This window comes from Ilumatobacter sp., assembly GCF_030065885.1.
Lineage (GTDB): Bacteria > Actinomycetota > Acidimicrobiia > Acidimicrobiales > Ilumatobacteraceae > Ilumatobacter.
This window is the reverse complement of sequence record NZ_JASJCS010000128.1, coordinates 1-14,519: the sequence shown is the minus strand read 5'-3', so window position 1 is coordinate 14,519 and position 14,519 is coordinate 1. Positions and strand designations below refer to the sequence as shown.

Here is a 14,519-nt window from a genome sequence, read left to right as displayed (position 1 = left end):
CAGAGTCGGTTGCTCCTGACCTTGGGGGCAGTCGATGCGACGTCGGCGGTCGTGATGACTGCCGCAGAGTCGGTTGCTCCTGACCTTGGGGGCAGTCGATGCGACGTCGGCGGTCGTGATGACTGCCACAGAATGGTGAACGGGGCTTTGTGGCAGCCGATGCGACGTCGGGGGTCGTGGCGACTGGCACAGACTGGCACAGAATGGTGAAGGCGCCGGCGACGGGGCCCGGGTCGACGTCGGCTCAGATCGAGGCGAACTTGCGGTCCGGGGCGCTGACGACCTGGTCGCGTCCGAGCTCCTTCGCCGCATAGAGGGCGCGGTCGGCGACCTGCACGGCGTCGGTGACGGCGCCGGCGACCGCATCTGCGACACCGACCGAGACGGTGATGTGCGCGCCGTCGGGGAGGGTGATCATCCGGGCGGCCTCGACGATGCGCTCGGCCACGATCTGTGCATCCTGGGTCGTCGCATTGGAGAGCAACACGCAGAACTCCTCGCCGCCGTAGCGGTACACGACGTCGTCGCGGCGGACGTGGCGTGACAGCATCGCGCTGACCGCGCAGAGGGTTTCGTCGCCGACCCGGTGTCCGTACGTGTCGTTGACGATCTTGAAGTGGTCGACGTCGAGCATGATCACCGCGGTGGGCACGCTCTGCTCGTCGGTGGTGCGCAGGTCGTGGTCGAACCGGCGACGGTTGGCGAGGCCGGTCAGGCCGTCGCTCCAGGCCATCGCGGCGAGCTCATCGGTGCTCGGGCGGCGCCGCAGCGTGTTGGTGAGCGCAGCCAGACCGAGCACGAGCAAGGAGAAGGCGGCGACGGCCAGCAGGCCGAAGGACCGGCTGCTGCTGCCGTCGGTGACCGGGGTGACCGCCGCTGGGGTGGCGGCGATCCTGAGCAGATCGTCGATCGCTGCGTCGTAGACGACGCCCGGAGGGGTCAGCGTCGCGAGCTCCTGCGCCGAGCGGCCCTCCGGGTCGGGGAGCGGCGCCATCACGAGGCGGATCGTTTCGGTCAGCTCGACGTCGAGCTGCTCGAACTGGTCGAGGAGGGCGGCGGCGCGGGCATCGACCGTGCGGAGTTGGGCCCGGGCGGTCGTGCGGTCCGTCGCAGTCTGGTCGCTCGCCGGATCGGCCAGCTCGATCAGCGCCTGTTCCTCGGCGATCAGCTCGGCGGCCTCGGTCGCCAGGTCGCTCACTGCGTCGGTCGAGTCCACTGCCGCGACGGCGACCGACGGGACGACGAGCACCGCGGTTGCGACGACGAGGCTGTGGCCGAATTTCAACATCACACTGTGATCGGCGTCGCCGGCGCGCAGCTTGAGTGCGAACTGAAGGCGCTTGCAGCGGCCGCAGTCGGACGCGGTGACAGCGATCGCCGAGCCACCGAGATCTCGATCTCGAACGCGCCCTCTTCCGCGGTATCACCGACGCCAGCCGGAGCAGAGCTCGGCCGGTGTGCCGTGGTGCGATCGAGTCCGGGCGCCAGTGTGTGGCGAACGCCCGACCGCGTTCAGTCGACGGGGTGGACGGCGCGAAGACCCGCCCAGGCGAGCGCGCTGACCTCGCTGGCGATCTCGTCGGGATCGAAGGCGGTGCCCGAGCCGACCAGGCGGCGACTGGCGCCCTCGGCGAGGCCGACGATGGCATGGGCCAGCGTGCGCCGATGCTCCTCGTCGATCTCGACCGCGATGAGCGGCGCGATCGCCTCGGCCGCGTCCTCGGTGATGCGGCGGATCTGGGCGGTGAACTCGCCGTCGCGGTGCGCACTCCCGCCGAACAGGAGCATGAACTCGTGATGACGGTGTGCCACCCAGCGGAAGTAGGCGAGGAAGCCCTGCTCGGTCTGCTGCTTGCCGTCGGTGGCGTCGGCGGTGGCCTTCGCGATGGCGCTCAGCATCCGGTTCCCGACCTCGTCGAGCAGCGCGCTGTAGAGGTCGCCCTTCGAGTCGAAGTGCTGGTAGAGCACCGGTTTCGTGACGCCGGCGGCATCTGCGATGTCGTTCATCGAAGCACCGAAATAGCCGCTGCGGCCGAACACGTCGATCGCGACATCGAGGATCTGCTCGCGGCGAGCATCGGCGGTGAGACGCTGAGTGTTCATCTGGTTACCCAAGGGTAGCCATTAGAGCCCGCGTTCGGCATCCTCCCGCTCGGCGGCCTTGACGGCGTAGCCGAGCACGATGCTCGGAGCGAGGAGCGCGAACGACACGACGAGGCAGATCACGATCAACGTGGCCATCGTCGCCGTGAACGAGAACACGAACGCCACCACGAAGAGGCTCACGGCGAGCGCCAGCACGAGATAGCCGATCCGGTTGGCCAGCAGTGTCCACTGGGCGACCTGGGCGCGGCGACGTCGAACCGGGTCGTCGTTCGGATCAGCCATACAGTGACGGCATGGTACGGGCCGAGGACCGCAACGACGTCGCCGACGGTGTGATGCTGATCACGCTCGATCGCCCCGAGAGGCGGAACGCGGTCGATCACGCGACGTTGCTCGGCCTCCTCGACGCGCAGGCGTCCGCCGCCGACGCCCGGGTGGTGGTACTGACGGGATCACCACCGGCCTTCAGTGCCGGTGCCGATCTGCACGGCGTCGACGAGGGCGTGTTCGCAGCCGATCTCGGGCGGGTGTTGCGCGGCTTCACGACGCTGCAGGCGCCGGTGGTCGCGGCCATCGACGGTCCTGCCCTCGGCGCCGGCGCGCAGCTCGCCGCGGTCTGCGACCTCCGGGTCGCTACGCCGGACAGCATCGTCGGCGTTCCCGCCGCGCGCCTCGGGCTGGTGGTCGATCACTGGACCGTCGAGCGGCTCACCCGCGAGTTCGGCTGGCCCGTGGCGCGGTCGATGCTGCTCGCCGCGCAGACGTATCGGGGCGAGGAGCTGCACTAGATGGGTTCCGTGCACCGCCTCGGCGACCTCGACGATGCGCTGGAGTGGGCGGCCCGCATCGCCGAGCTGGCACCGTTGACGATCGCCGGCCACAAGCTGGCGCTCGAGACGTCGGGTGGTGAGCCGACCCGCGACGAGCTCGTCGAACAGGCGCGACGGCTCGCCTGGGCGAGCGCGGATGCGCAGGAGGGTCGCCAAGCGTTCCTCGACAAGCGGCGACCGGATTTCCGGGGCGGCTGAGATGCGCGACGATGACGCTGTGTTGAGCGAGGAGCAGCGGGCGGAACTGATGGCGCGGGCGGTCGAGGAGCCTGCCGTGCACACCCCGGGCGTGACGACGCTGTACCACTACAGCGAGGACGGCGGCCTCCGGCGCTTCGCCCCGCACGTACCCCCGACCAATCCCGGCCACCCGCCACAGGTCTGGGCCATCGACGAGGCGCACTCGCCGCTGTACTGGTTTCCGCGTGACTGTCCCCGCATCAGCGTGTGGGCGTACGACGCCGAGCAGCAGGCGATCCTCACCGATGTGTTCGAGACCGAGGCGTCCCGGGTCTGCGCCGCCGAGATCTCGTGGCTCGACCGCGTCAGATCGGGGCACATCTATCGCTACTCGTTCGACGCCGCCGGCTTCCGGCCCTGGGAGGAGGCCGATGGGCAATACATCGCCGACGACGTGCGGTACCCGACGTCCGTCGATCGCTACGACGACCTCCTGGCGCTGCACATCGCAGCAGGGGTCGAGCTGCGGTTCACCCCCCGGCTGGGTGTCCTGATGGATCGGATGCTCGCTTCCCGGCTCCCGTTCAGCTTCGTCCGCATCCGCGACGCGAGCCGTTAGCGCTCGCGCTCTCGCGTGGGCGAGCGGCCGGGCCCCGGCCCGCCCCGGAGCTCCGGTGCTCACGGGCGCCGCACTCCTGGTCTCACGTCGCGCGGCCGACGTCGTGGCCTCGTGTCGGTCGAATCAGACGGTTCCACTGCCGCCGCAGCTGCGACAGGCGATGGGCGGGTTGGCCCGGAAGACGCCTCGTCCTCCGCAGGCCGGACACGGCTCGCGGGATGGTTCGTCGTCGGTGCCGCTGCGTGCTGCCGGTGACGGACCGGCGATCTCGGGCGAGGGGCCGTGGCCTTGCGGGCACGCAAGACCCGAGTCGAAGCACGCAGTGCACCGCCTCCCCGCCCATCGTCGAAGCGTCCGGACCACGGGGCCGCGACGACCGTGCCCGCAGACGGGGCAGCCGGCCAGTGCCGAACCGCACCAGCACTGCGTGGCGGTACGTCCCACTCGCTCAGCGGCTCTCGAGCCGGGTTGGAATTCGTCTGCTCCACGCCCCACGGTGCTCCTCGTCCTTCTCGTCCTACTCGTTCAGTGAGCCGGTCCGGCTCCGTGCCCCTGCAGCGGGTTCGCCGAGACCCATGGGTCAGTGCTCCTGCGACTCGCAGCATCTTCGCGTGCCTCTGCCTTCCCGCTCGGCGATCCCCGTCGCCGGTCGAGCCGCGGCGCGGGTTCGGGCGCGCCGGTGGCCGTACGTTCCGGTCAGAGACCCGGTGGCAGCAGCCGGTTGACGTTCTGGAAGAAGAAGTACAACCCGACCACGAAGGGCAGGATGCCGGCGAGGAGGCCGATCGAGTCGTGGCGGAACCGGCGGCTCAGCGCGTAGGCCGCGAGCGCGACGACGGTCAGAGCCGCACCCCAGAGCGCGATCTGCGGGAAGGCCTCGCTGTCGTGGAACCAGCCCCTGGCGAACGCGTCCTCGGCCTCGCCGACCGGTTGGAAGCTGAACCCGTCGCCGGGGGCCGCTCGGTCGTCACCTCCATCGCCGCTGCCGGCGGAACCCGTGCCCGGCAGGGCGTCGCCGTCGTCGGCCGCCGGCGCCTCGCCATCGGCCGGTCGCACCTCGCCGGTCGGCTCGTCGGCGCCGGTGGGTGCGGCACCCGGGTCGGCGGCGGGTTGCCCGGCCGGGTCCTCGTCGGCGTCGGCGCCCGCGGTCGCCGGCTCGCCGGCCGGCTCGGCCAGGGTGGGGTCGTCGCCGGGGAACTCCTCGGTGTCCTCGCCGAGGTCGTAGAAGGTCGGGACACCGACGTTGGCCGACTTCGCCGGGTTGAGCACCGAGTGCACGACGATGCGGTCGCGTGCGGTGTACTTCGGGTGGCACGAGGTGAGCGTCAATTCGGCGATCGAGGAATCGCGCGTCGTCACGACCCAGTAGTCGGTGGCGGCGACGATCTCGGTGAACGTGACCTCGTAGGTGAACTGGTCGCCGTTGGCCATCGTGACGATCAGCTCGTCGCCGGCCTCGAGCTGATCGACGTCGAAGAACGGCGAGCCGTACGTCGTGCGGTGGCCGGCGATCGATGCGTTGCCGAGCTGCCCCGGTAGCGGTGTGTCGGGGTAGTGGCCGGGCCCCTTCTTGAGGTCGTCGACGGCGACACCGGGCAGCACGATGTCGCTGCGGCCGATCGCGGGGATCTCGAGCAGGGCGAGCGGGTTGCCGCGTTCGATGGCGGGGATGTCCTGGATCACTGGCTCGGGGAGCTCGTCGGGGTTGGCGCCCGGCACCGGGCTGTCGGCCTCGACGGCCGGCTCGACCTCGACCGAACCGGTCGACTCGCCGCCGCTGTCGGTGAGGTCATCGCCGGCCGATCCTGCCGCCGGAGGGTCGGGTGCGCCGGTCTCGGGCTCGGGGACGGCACCCGCCGCCGCATCGTCGTCGCCGGCGGGATCCTCGTCGACGACGTCGTCCACTGTGGGGTCGGCCGTGTCGTCGCCGACCGGATCGTCGGCCGACGGCTCGGCATCGCCGTCGGCCTGGTTGGCGGCGACGAGCGCGGCGAACTCGTCCTTGAGCGAGCTCTGCGCACGAGCGGTCTCGATGCCGGTGCCCCAGAGCTGGTAGGCGACGAACCCGAACAGCAGCATCCCGGTGGCGATCAGCACCTTGCCCAGGTTGCCGACGAAGAATCGCCAGTCGTGGGGGTCGGGCGGCCGGTCCCACTTGCTGACCCGGCGTCTCCGGGCGGATCCGCCGGTCGACGGCGCCGCCGCGTCGGCGTCGACGGTGACGTCGGCGGGCGCGTCGGTGACCTCCTCGTCGCCCGCCGTCAACTGGTCCGTCACCGTGCTCACGATAGTGGGGAACCCGGTTCGGTGGTCGGCGGTTCCGGTGAGCGCTCGGCGAAGCCCCTGGTCACGCACGCCGGCTCATTGCGCCACCGCACGTCTTCGGGCGTAGCGTGGTGACCCGTCCATGGTCGATGACGCATCGAGCTCGCCCGCCGACGGCGGCCACGCCGATCGAGCCGTCGCGCTCCGTGAGGCGGTTGCGGTGCTCGGTGGCTTCCCGGTGCTGGCCGGCGTGTCCCTCGACGTCGAACCCGGCGAGATCGTGCTGTTGCAGGGTCCCAACGGGGCGGGCAAGACCAGCCTGTTGCGACTGTGCGCCGGTCTGCTGCCGTTGGCGCGCGGCGAGGGGCACATCTTCGGTCTCGACCTCGCGACGCACCGTGCTGCGATCCGACCGCGCGTCGGTCTGCTCGGCCATCGCAACGGGCTCTACGCCGATCTGACGGTCGCCGAGAACGTGCGCTTCTGGGGCGCCACCGTGGCAGCCACCGATGACGAGATCGATGCGGCGATCGCCCGGCTCGGCGTGGGCGACCGGTTGCTCGACGTGCCGGTCCGCAGGTTGTCCGCAGGGCAGAAGCGGCGGACGGCGTTGGCCTGCCTGGTGGCCCGGCGGGCCGAGCTCTGGCTGCTCGACGAGCCGCACGCCGGTCTCGACGCAGCCGCCCGCGACGAGATCGACGTCGTGTTCCGCCAGGCCGCTGCCGCAGGTGCGACCGTCGTCGTCGCCAGCCACGAGCTCGAGCGCGCCGGTCCGCTGGCCGACCGCATCGTCGAGGTCGTCGGCGGTCAGGTGCGGGAGCCGTCGTCGTGAGTCGGTGGCGGATCGCCCGTCTCGTGGATGTCGCCGGCGAGCTCGTCGGTGGTGAGGTGCCGTCGTCGTGAGTCGGTGGCGGATCGCCCGCCTCGTCGCCGGCAAGGACCTGCGGATCGAGCGGCGGAGCAAGGTGGTCGTCAACCAGGTGCTGCCGTTCGCCGGCGTGACGATGGTGATGTTCGCCTTCGCGTTGGACGCCACGAACGTGCTCGAGCGCGTGGCGCCCGGGCTCATCTGGCTGGCCACGCTCTTCAGCCTGCTGGTCCTCGTCCAGCGCTCGTTCGCCATCGAGGCCGATGACGGCGCGCTCGACGCGCTCCGGGTCGCCGGCGTCGACCCGGTCGCGATCTTCTGGGGCAAGTCGATGGCGCTCGCGGTCCAGCTCGCGCTGCTCGAGATCGTGCTGGTGATCGCCGCGGTGCTGCTGTACGGCGCCGATCTGCCGCTCGGCGGGCTCGTGTTACTCGTCACAACCATGACCACCGCGACGTGCGGGCTGGCCTGCGTCGGTACGCTGTACGGAGGCCTCACCGCAGGGTTCACGGGCCGCGAGACGTTGCTCCCGCTGCTCGTGCTCCCGGTGGTGGCGCCCGTCCTGATCGGGGCGACTCGAGCGGTGGAATCCGCCCTCGGCACCGACGGGGTGGCGCTCTCGGAGGGCTGGCCGTGGATCGGCCTGCTCGCCGTGTTCGCCGTCGCGTTCGGCGTCGGTGGCGCGCTGGCGTTCGGGCCCCTGATCGAGGAAGCAACGTAGCCATGACGACCGCCCCCACCCTCGATCAAGACGCCGGCACCGACACCGGTCGCCGCCTCGGCACGGGTACGCCCGCCACGCGTGTGCTCGGCGTGCTGACGCTCGTCACGATGGGGTGGCTCGTCGCGTTCGGGCTCGGCTTCTCGCCGGCCGACCGCGACCAGGAGGAGGCGGTGCGGATCCTCTACGTCCACGTGCCGACGATCTGGCTCGCCTACCTCGCGTTCACCGTGACGGCGGTGTGTTCGGGCTTCTACCTGTTCTCGAAGAACCACTCGCTCGGCTTCGACCGGTTCGCCGGCGCGAGCGCCGAGATCGGCGTGGTCTTCATGGCGGTCACCCTGGCGGTCGGCATGATGTGGGGGCGGCTCACCTGGGGCGTCTTCTGGCAGTGGGACGCCCGCCTCACGACGACGGCGCTGCTGTTCGTCTCGTACATCGGCTACCTCGCCGTGCGCCGGCTCGGCGGGAGCCACCACGCCCGCGCCAAGCGCAGCGCCGTCATCGGCCTGCTCGCAGTCCTCGAGATCCCGCTCGTGCACTGGTCGGTGCGCCTCTGGCGCAGCCTCCACCAGGAGGCCACCGTGCTCGACACCGACGGCGACATCGACATGGACGGCCTGATGCTGTTCAGCCTGTTCGTCGGCGTCGTGGCCTTCACGTTCCTCTACCTCTGGCTGCTGCTCCATCGCACACGGGCGATGGCGATGGAGGACCTGCTCGACGACCAGGGGCTCGACCGTGCACTCGATGCTCGCCGGGCGGAAGGGACCGGCACGTGATCGGCGGGATGATCGCGATCGCGGACGCGGGTTACATCTACGGCAGCTACGTGCTGACGTTCGTCGTCGTCGGTGCGTTCGGCTGGCGGGCCGTCCGGCAGGGCCGCAAGCTCGGCGAGCAGATCGACGACGCCGACAAGTACTGGAACTGACGAGCAGCGGATCGACCGACCTCACGTGACCGACCTCTCTCCCCGTACCGGCCCCTCGACCTCGACCGAGGCAGTCCGCCGCAGGCGCAACTGGCTGCCGATGATCGTGCTCGGCCTCGTGCTCGTCGCCGGTGGCGTGATCGTGACCCAGTTCCTGCGGTCGGCCGTCGACTACTACTGCAACGTCGACGAGGTCGGCGCACGTTCGGGGTGCGACGCCGATCGACGGCTGCGGCTGCAGGGCGTCGTCGAGCGCGGCTCGATCGAATCGGCGGGCGGCGACACCGACTTCGTCATCTCGTTCAACGGCAGCGAGGTGCCGGTGCGCTACGACGGCGAACCCGGCGGGATCTTCAAGGAGTGCATCCCCGTCGTCGTCCACGGCCGCTTCGACTCGGCGTCGCAGCGGTTCCTCGGTGACCGGGTCGAGGTGCGGCACTCCGACGAGTACGTCTCGGTCAACGACGCCCGGCTGACCGAAGCGGACGAACTGGCCGACTCCTGCGAATCGGCGTGACGCGACGCCGATGTCCGTGATCGCCGTCAGCCTCAACGGAGCGCTCGGGAACGCGGGCCTCCTCCTGGTCCTGGCGGCCTCCATGGTGGGTGCCCTGTCGACCGGATGGGCGATCGTCACGGGCAACGGCAAGGCCGTTCGCCAGGGGCCGGTCTACGCCTGGCTGATCGTGGCCGGTGCGCTGGTCTCGGTGATCGCGATGCAGCGCGCGCTCGAGATGCGCGACTACTCGCTCGCCTACGTCCAGCAGGTCGGCTCGAGCACCACGCCTGGCATCTACAACGTCGCCGCGATGTGGAGTGCGCTCGAGGGGTCCCTGCTGCTCTGGGTGCTGGTGCTCGCCGGCTTCACCGGTGCGGTCGCGTGGCGGTTCCGGGGTCGCGCCGACGACACGCTGGTCGGGTGGGCCCTGGTGGTGATGTTCGTCGTCAGTGCGTTCTTCGCACTGATCACGTTCGGTCCGGCGAACCCGTTCGCGGCGGGCCCGGCGGTCGGCTCGGGCTTCGACGGCCCCGGTCCGAACCCGCTGCTCCAGAACCGCATCCTGGTGCTGTTCCACCCGCCGATCCTCTACCTCGGCTACGTCGGGTTCACCGTGCCGTTCGCGTTCGCGATCGCGGCGCTGATCACCGGTCGGGTCGGCGAGGGCTGGCTGCTCGAGACCCGTCGCTGGGCGCTGTTCTCGTGGGGCTTCCTGACGATCGGCATCCTGCTCGGGGGCTGGTGGAGCTACGAGGTGCTCGGCTGGTCGGGTGTCTGGGCGTGGGATCCGGTCGAGAACGCGTCGTTGCTGCCCTGGCTGACGGGTACGGCGTACATCCACTCGGTGCTCGTCCAGCAGCGGCGCGGGATGCTGCGAGTGTGGAACCTGAGCCTGCTCATCGCCACGTTCGCGCTGACGATCCTCGGCACGTTCCTCACCCGCTCGGGGGTGATCGGCAGCGTGCACGCCTTCGGGGCCGGTGAGGTCGACGGCTACCTGCTCGGCTTCTTCGGCCTGATCGTGGCGGTGTCGCTCGGGTTGATCGCGTGGCGCGGCGATCGGCTGCGCTCGCCCGGCGTCATGGACTCGCCGATCTCACGCGAGGGAGCGTTCCTCGCGAACAACGTGATCTTCACGGTGTTCGCGTTCATCGTGCTGCTCGGCACCGTCTTCCCGTTGATCGTCGAGGCCGCGCAGGATCGTCGCACGGTCGTCGGCGCGCCGTACTTCGACCGCCTGTCGATGCCGATCGGGCTCGTGCTGCTGTTCCTGATGGCGGTCGCCCCCGTGCTGCCGTGGCGCAAGGCGTCGCAGGAGCTGCTCCGCGACCGGCTCTTCTGGCCGTCGTGGTGCGGTGCCGGCGCGCTGGCCGTCGCCGTGCTCGTCGGCGCCGACGGTTGGGCGCCGCTCGTCGGCTTCGGGCTCGCCGGCTTCGCGTCGGGTGCTGCGCTGCGACAGGTCGCGCTCGCGACTCGCCGCCAGGGATGGCGCGGCCTGCTGGGGCGCGCCAACGGCGGGATGATCGTCCACCTCGGTGTGATCCTGGTGGCCGTCGCGCTCGTCGCCTCGAACGCCTACACGTCGTCGACCACGCTCACCCTCCGCACCGGCGAACCCGTCGAGTGGAGCGGCCACACGTTCGAGCTGGTCGAGGTGGTCGCCGAGCGCGACGCGCGCACCGACGTCGCCCGCGCGAACGTGCGCCTCGACGGCGACCGCGTGCACGGCCCGGCGATCACGACCTACCTCCAGATGGGCCAGCCGATCGGCACGCCGAGCGTGCGCACCGGTCTCACCCACGACGTCTACCTGACGGTCGCCGGCACCAACCCGCCGGTGCCCGGCGCCGACGAGGTGGTGATCGAGGTGTTCCGCAAGCCCCTGATCCTCTGGATGTGGGTCGGCGGGGCGCTGATGGCGGTCGGCACCGTGCTCGCCGCGTTCCCGGGCACTCGGCGCCGCAACCCCCTCGATCCGGTGTCCGCGCCGGTGCGAGGCGCGGCCCCCGAACCCGTCGCCGGCCGCTCGGCCGAGGCGACAGCCGACGACGAGACCGCAGGAGTCGGCGTTGGCTGAGGTCGACGTCCCGCTCGGTGAGGCCGTCGACGGCGAGACCGCGGATCAGGGCGATGCTCGAGGCCGGCGACTCGCTCCGGTGGTCGCTGCTGCCGTCGCCGTCGTCTGCGGCGCGCTGTTCTGGATCCTGCTCGTCGCCGACGATCAACCGAACCAGACGGCGAGCACGCCGCTGCTCGACCGCCCCGCCCCGGCCGCGTCGGGCGTGCTCGACGACGGTCGCCCGTTCGAGCTCTCGCGCCGGAAGGGCAGCTGGGTCGTCCTGAACTTCTTCACCCACGACTGCGTCCCGTGCATCCGCGAGCACCCCGAACTGGTCCGGTTCGTCGAGCAGCAGGACGCGCTCGGACTCGACGGTGCCGAGTTCTACTCGGTCGTGCGAGACAGCACCCGTGAGGAGATCGAGGCGTTCTTCGCCGAGCGCGGCGGCGACTGGCCGATCGTCTACGACGACCGGTTCGAGTTCGTCAACGGGTTCGGCGTGGCGCTGGTGCCCGAGACCTGGATCATCGACCCGTCCGGCCTCGTGAGGGGCCGGGTGATCTCCGAGGTCGAGGCTGATTTCCTCAGCACTCGCATCCAGGCGCTCCGCGAGGCGGGGCTGTGAGCCGCGGTTGGCAGCGACAGCTCAAGCGGTGGCCCGGCTGGGTGCTGCTGGTCTTCGTCGTCGTCGGCTTCCTGGCGGTCGGCGCGACCCGCGACTCGGGCCCGCGCACGCCCGACGAGCGGATCGAGTCGATCGAGAAGCGCCTGGCGTGCCCCGTGTGCCAGGGCGAGAGCGTCTACGAGTCCCGCAACCCGGCGTCGAACCAGATCCGGCAGGCGGTCCGGCAGGGTGTGCTCGAGGGCGAGCTGACCGACGCGCAGATCATCGAGGGCATCACGTTCACGTACGAGGGTGAGGAGTTGCTGGTGCCGACCGCCGACGGCATCGAGGCGCTGGCATGGGCGCTGCCCGCGACCGCGCTCGTCATCGGCGTCGCCGGGCTGTCGGTGGCGTTCCGGCGGTGGCAGCTGAGCGCACAGCGCCTGGGCGCGGCGACCGAGGACGACTATGCGCTCGTCGCCGATGCCCTCGCCCACCTGCCCGAGCAGGACATCGCCGCGGCCACCGGTGACGACGATGGTCGAGGCTGACCCGGACCGCCTCGCGTCGCTCGAGGAGGAGCGGCGCTTCCTGTTGCGATCGCTGGCGGATCTCGAGCGTGAATACGAGGCCGGCGACGTCGACGAGGTCGACTACCACGAGTTGAAGGACGGGTACACCGTGCGAGCGGCCGCGACGCTGCGCGCGATCGACGAGGGCCGCTCGGCGTTGCCGGCCAAGCCGGCGGTCAGCTGGCGCCGTCGTGCGATCGGCGCGGCAGTCGTCGTCGCGCTGATCGGCGTCGTGTGGTGGGCGCTCGCGGCCTCCTCGGCCGAACGCCTCTCGGGTCAGCAGATCACCGGCCTCGACCCGCGGTCGGAACGGCAGACGCTGCTCGCCCAGGCCCGCGCGGTGCAGCTCGAGCAGCCCGGGGTCGCGGCCACGCTGTACCAGCAGGTCCTCGACGACGACCCCGACAACCTCGAGGCGCTGACGTACCGGGGCTGGACGCTCGCGCTGGACGCGTTCACCCAGCCCGACCAGGACGCGGTCGCCGCGCAGCTGACCTCGGGCATCGAGTCGTTGTTGACGGCCACCGACCTCGACCCGACGTATCCCGACCCGCACTGCTTCCTCGGCATCATCTACTTCACGCGGCTCGGTCTGAACGAGGAGGCGCTGCCGTTCGTCGACACGTGCCTCGAGTTCGACCCGCCCGCGGATGTCGCAGGGCTCGTCGAGGGTCTGCGCGCCGAGGTGGTTGCGGCCATCGAGACCGGCGGCGAATAGCCTCCGGGCATGTCCGGAGTGCCGCCGCCCCCACCCGGGGCGCCACCGCCTGGTTCGCCGCCGCCGCCACCGCCGGGGGCGCCGCCTCCACCGCCGGGGGCGCCGCCACCGCCGCCCGGGGCGCCGCCACCTGCGGGCCCGCCGGGCTATCCGCCGGCGCCCGGCTTCGGTGGCCGACCGCAGCGCAACAACGGCATGTCGATCGCCTCGCTCGTGCTCGGCATCCTGAGCATCCCGCTGTGCTTCCTCTTCCTGCCGGCGGTGCTGGCGGTCGTGTTCGGCGCGATCGCCCTCAACCAGATCAAGAACGACCCCGGTCAGTCGGGCAAGGGGAGAGCGATCGCCGGCCTCGTGATGGGAGGTCTGTCGCTGCTGTTCATCGTGCTCGTGCTCATTGCCGGCGATGCCTCGTTCGAGGTCGATTCGAGCCTGCTCGCGCTGGTGTAGGCGGGCCCCGGCCGTCGGCTCAGAGCACGGGCGGCGGCCAGACCGTGGCGTGCACGATCTGGCTCTTCTTGTTGCGCTTGAGCACCCAGACCGAGGCCTTGCGCCAGTCGGGCGGCGTGCGCAGGTCGGTGCCCGACCGCTTCAGCGCCTGGATCGCAGCCGGGATGAGGTCGCCGTGGCTGCAGAGCACGGCGCCGCTGGGCAACTCCGCCAGCAGATCGAGCATCGGTTCGAGCGGTTCGAACTCGGTCAGCCGCTTCTCGATCTCGACGGGCTGGTCGAGCCGGGCGGCGAGCGGTTCGAGCGTCTGCACGCAGCGCACGTAGGGACTCGAGCACAGGACCGACGGCTCGAGCGCGGCGAGCCGCTTGCCGACGAGCGTCGCCTGCTTCCACCCCGTCTTGCTCAACGGGCGATCGACGTCGTCGCCCGTCCACACCCGTCGCTCGCCGGCCTTGGCGTGTCGGACGAGGTAGAGCTGCGCCATCAGCGTTCTCCGGTGAACCGTTGGTGCCGGTCGGCGAGGGCGCGGGCGAGCGCGATGAACGACACGGCACCCGCCACGGCCACGAGGCCGCTCGCGAGGGTGGCGTCCTGATCGTCGATGATCTGCCTCGCGAGGTCCTCCTCGGCCGCACCGAAGCCGGAGAAGACGTTGCTCTGGAAGAACATCATGACGATCGGGAGCACGCTGTACGTGACGAACCAGATCGGTACGAGCGGCGTCCCGCGACCCGAGCGCCAGTCGCCGCCGACGGGCACGTCGGGGTCGGACGCCTTCCAGAGCTCGTTGAACATCAACGTCGGGATGACGTACAGCAGCGGCGGGAGGAACCATCCGCCGATCGCCCAGCCGGGGCCCCACGTGCCGCCGCGGTGCAACGTGCGGTGGTTGCGCGCGACACGGAACATCCAGATGATGACGAGCACGGCGGAGACCACGACACCGACGCCCTGCAGGACGCTCAGCAGCGCGTAGCCGGCGATCGATTCGATGAAGTCGGTGTCGCTCACACCGCCGGCGAGGAACCGCTCAGCCTCGTCGGTGACGGTTCGCTGCACGAGCGCCGTGACGACGGTCGCGACGGCGGTGGCGC

The 14,519-nt window shown here is 70.8% G+C and carries 19 protein-coding genes; 13 read left to right on the top strand and 6 right to left on the bottom strand.

The annotated features are described in order from the left end of the window. Positions 1-244: 244 nt before the first annotated feature. The 3 genes from QNJ12_RS20405 to QNJ12_RS20395 form a co-directional block, all read right to left on the bottom strand. A complete protein-coding gene (locus tag QNJ12_RS20405; RefSeq protein ID WP_300625505.1) occupies positions 245-1,288 on the bottom strand; it encodes a diguanylate cyclase in 1,044 nt (347 codons plus the stop codon). A gap of 224 nt (positions 1,289-1,512) precedes the next feature. Further along, entirely contained in the window at positions 1,513-2,103 is a 591-nt protein-coding gene (locus QNJ12_RS20400; RefSeq protein ID WP_300625504.1) for a TetR/AcrR family transcriptional regulator, read from the bottom strand. Positions 2,104-2,124: 21 nt separating this feature from the next. Beyond that, entirely contained in the window at positions 2,125-2,388 is a 264-nt protein-coding gene (locus QNJ12_RS20395; protein WP_300625503.1) for a hypothetical protein, read from the bottom strand. An 11-nt stretch (positions 2,389-2,399) separates the two neighbouring features. Here QNJ12_RS20395 and QNJ12_RS20390 point away from each other — a divergent pair, with 11 nt between their 5' ends. The 3 genes from QNJ12_RS20390 to QNJ12_RS20380 are packed head-to-tail and all read left to right on the top strand — an operon-like array spanning position 2,400 to position 3,735. Next, positions 2,400-2,894, top strand: coding sequence for an enoyl-CoA hydratase-related protein (locus QNJ12_RS20390; RefSeq protein ID WP_300625502.1), 495 nt, complete (start codon positions 2,400-2,402; stop codon positions 2,892-2,894). Beyond that, positions 2,895-3,134 carry a hypothetical protein gene (locus QNJ12_RS20385; protein WP_300625501.1) on the top strand — a complete coding sequence of 80 codons (240 nt, stop codon included), beginning with the start codon at positions 2,895-2,897 and terminating at the stop codon, positions 3,132-3,134. It abuts the gene before it with no gap. A 22-nt stretch (positions 3,135-3,156) separates the two neighbouring features. Next, positions 3,157-3,735: a DUF6886 family protein gene (locus tag QNJ12_RS20380; RefSeq protein ID WP_300625500.1), complete on the top strand. Its 579-nt coding sequence runs from the start codon at positions 3,157-3,159 to the stop codon at positions 3,733-3,735. Positions 3,736-4,431: 696 nt separating this feature from the next. On the opposite strand, the gene QNJ12_RS20375 is transcribed toward QNJ12_RS20380, so the two are convergent. Beyond that, complete coding sequence (locus QNJ12_RS20375) at positions 4,432-6,012, bottom strand: class E sortase (RefSeq protein WP_300625499.1); 1,581 nt, start codon at positions 6,010-6,012, stop codon at positions 4,432-4,434. Positions 6,013-6,142: 130 nt separating this feature from the next. Here QNJ12_RS20375 and ccmA point away from each other — a divergent pair, with 130 nt between their 5' ends. The 10 genes from ccmA to QNJ12_RS20325 all read left to right on the top strand — a co-directional run bounded on the left by ccmA (position 6,143) and on the right by QNJ12_RS20325 (position 13,422). Continuing rightward, the gene (gene ccmA, locus QNJ12_RS20370; protein ID WP_300625498.1) at positions 6,143-6,832 is read left to right on the top strand and encodes a heme ABC exporter ATP-binding protein CcmA; all 690 of its coding nucleotides are present in this window, start codon (positions 6,143-6,145) and stop codon (positions 6,830-6,832) included. A 67-nt stretch (positions 6,833-6,899) separates the two neighbouring features. Further along, positions 6,900-7,589, top strand: coding sequence for a heme exporter protein CcmB (locus tag QNJ12_RS20365; protein WP_300625497.1), 690 nt, complete (start codon positions 6,900-6,902; stop codon positions 7,587-7,589). Between the two features lie 2 nt (positions 7,590-7,591). Then, positions 7,592-8,371: a cytochrome c biogenesis protein CcsA gene (gene ccsA, locus QNJ12_RS20360; RefSeq protein ID WP_300625496.1), complete on the top strand. Its 780-nt coding sequence runs from the start codon at positions 7,592-7,594 to the stop codon at positions 8,369-8,371. Continuing rightward, complete coding sequence (locus QNJ12_RS20355) at positions 8,368-8,523, top strand: hypothetical protein (RefSeq protein ID WP_300625495.1); 156 nt, start codon at positions 8,368-8,370, stop codon at positions 8,521-8,523. The genes ccsA and QNJ12_RS20355 overlap by 4 nt, the downstream gene beginning before the upstream one ends. A 25-nt stretch (positions 8,524-8,548) precedes the next feature. Further along, a complete protein-coding gene (locus QNJ12_RS20350; protein WP_300625494.1) occupies positions 8,549-9,040 on the top strand; it encodes a cytochrome c maturation protein CcmE in 492 nt (163 codons plus the stop codon). A gap of 10 nt (positions 9,041-9,050) precedes the next feature. Next, a complete protein-coding gene (locus QNJ12_RS20345) occupies positions 9,051-11,099 on the top strand; it encodes a heme lyase CcmF/NrfE family subunit (RefSeq protein ID WP_300625493.1) in 2,049 nt (682 codons plus the stop codon). Beyond that, complete coding sequence (locus QNJ12_RS20340; RefSeq protein WP_300625492.1) at positions 11,092-11,706, top strand: TlpA disulfide reductase family protein; 615 nt, start codon at positions 11,092-11,094, stop codon at positions 11,704-11,706. Before QNJ12_RS20345 ends, QNJ12_RS20340 begins: the two co-directional genes overlap by 8 nt. Next, entirely contained in the window at positions 11,703-12,236 is a 534-nt protein-coding gene (locus tag QNJ12_RS20335) for a cytochrome c-type biogenesis protein CcmH (RefSeq protein WP_300625491.1), read from the top strand. The genes QNJ12_RS20340 and QNJ12_RS20335 overlap by 4 nt, the downstream gene beginning before the upstream one ends. Beyond that, complete coding sequence (locus QNJ12_RS20330; RefSeq protein WP_300625490.1) at positions 12,223-12,975, top strand: hypothetical protein; 753 nt, start codon at positions 12,223-12,225, stop codon at positions 12,973-12,975. The genes QNJ12_RS20335 and QNJ12_RS20330 overlap by 14 nt, the downstream gene beginning before the upstream one ends. Positions 12,976-12,984: 9 nt before the next feature. Then, positions 12,985-13,422, top strand: a complete 438-nt coding sequence (locus QNJ12_RS20325; protein ID WP_300625488.1) for a DUF4190 domain-containing protein — start codon at positions 12,985-12,987, stop codon at positions 13,420-13,422. 19 nt (positions 13,423-13,441) lie between these two features. On the opposite strand, the gene QNJ12_RS20320 is transcribed toward QNJ12_RS20325, so the two are convergent. After that, entirely contained in the window at positions 13,442-13,909 is a 468-nt protein-coding gene (locus tag QNJ12_RS20320; protein WP_300625486.1) for a histidine phosphatase family protein, read from the bottom strand. Further along, positions 13,909-14,519 (bottom strand): DUF4328 domain-containing protein (locus QNJ12_RS20315; protein WP_300625484.1); only part of this gene is annotated, 611 nt, incomplete at its 5' end. The genes QNJ12_RS20315 and QNJ12_RS20320, both read right to left, overlap by 1 nt.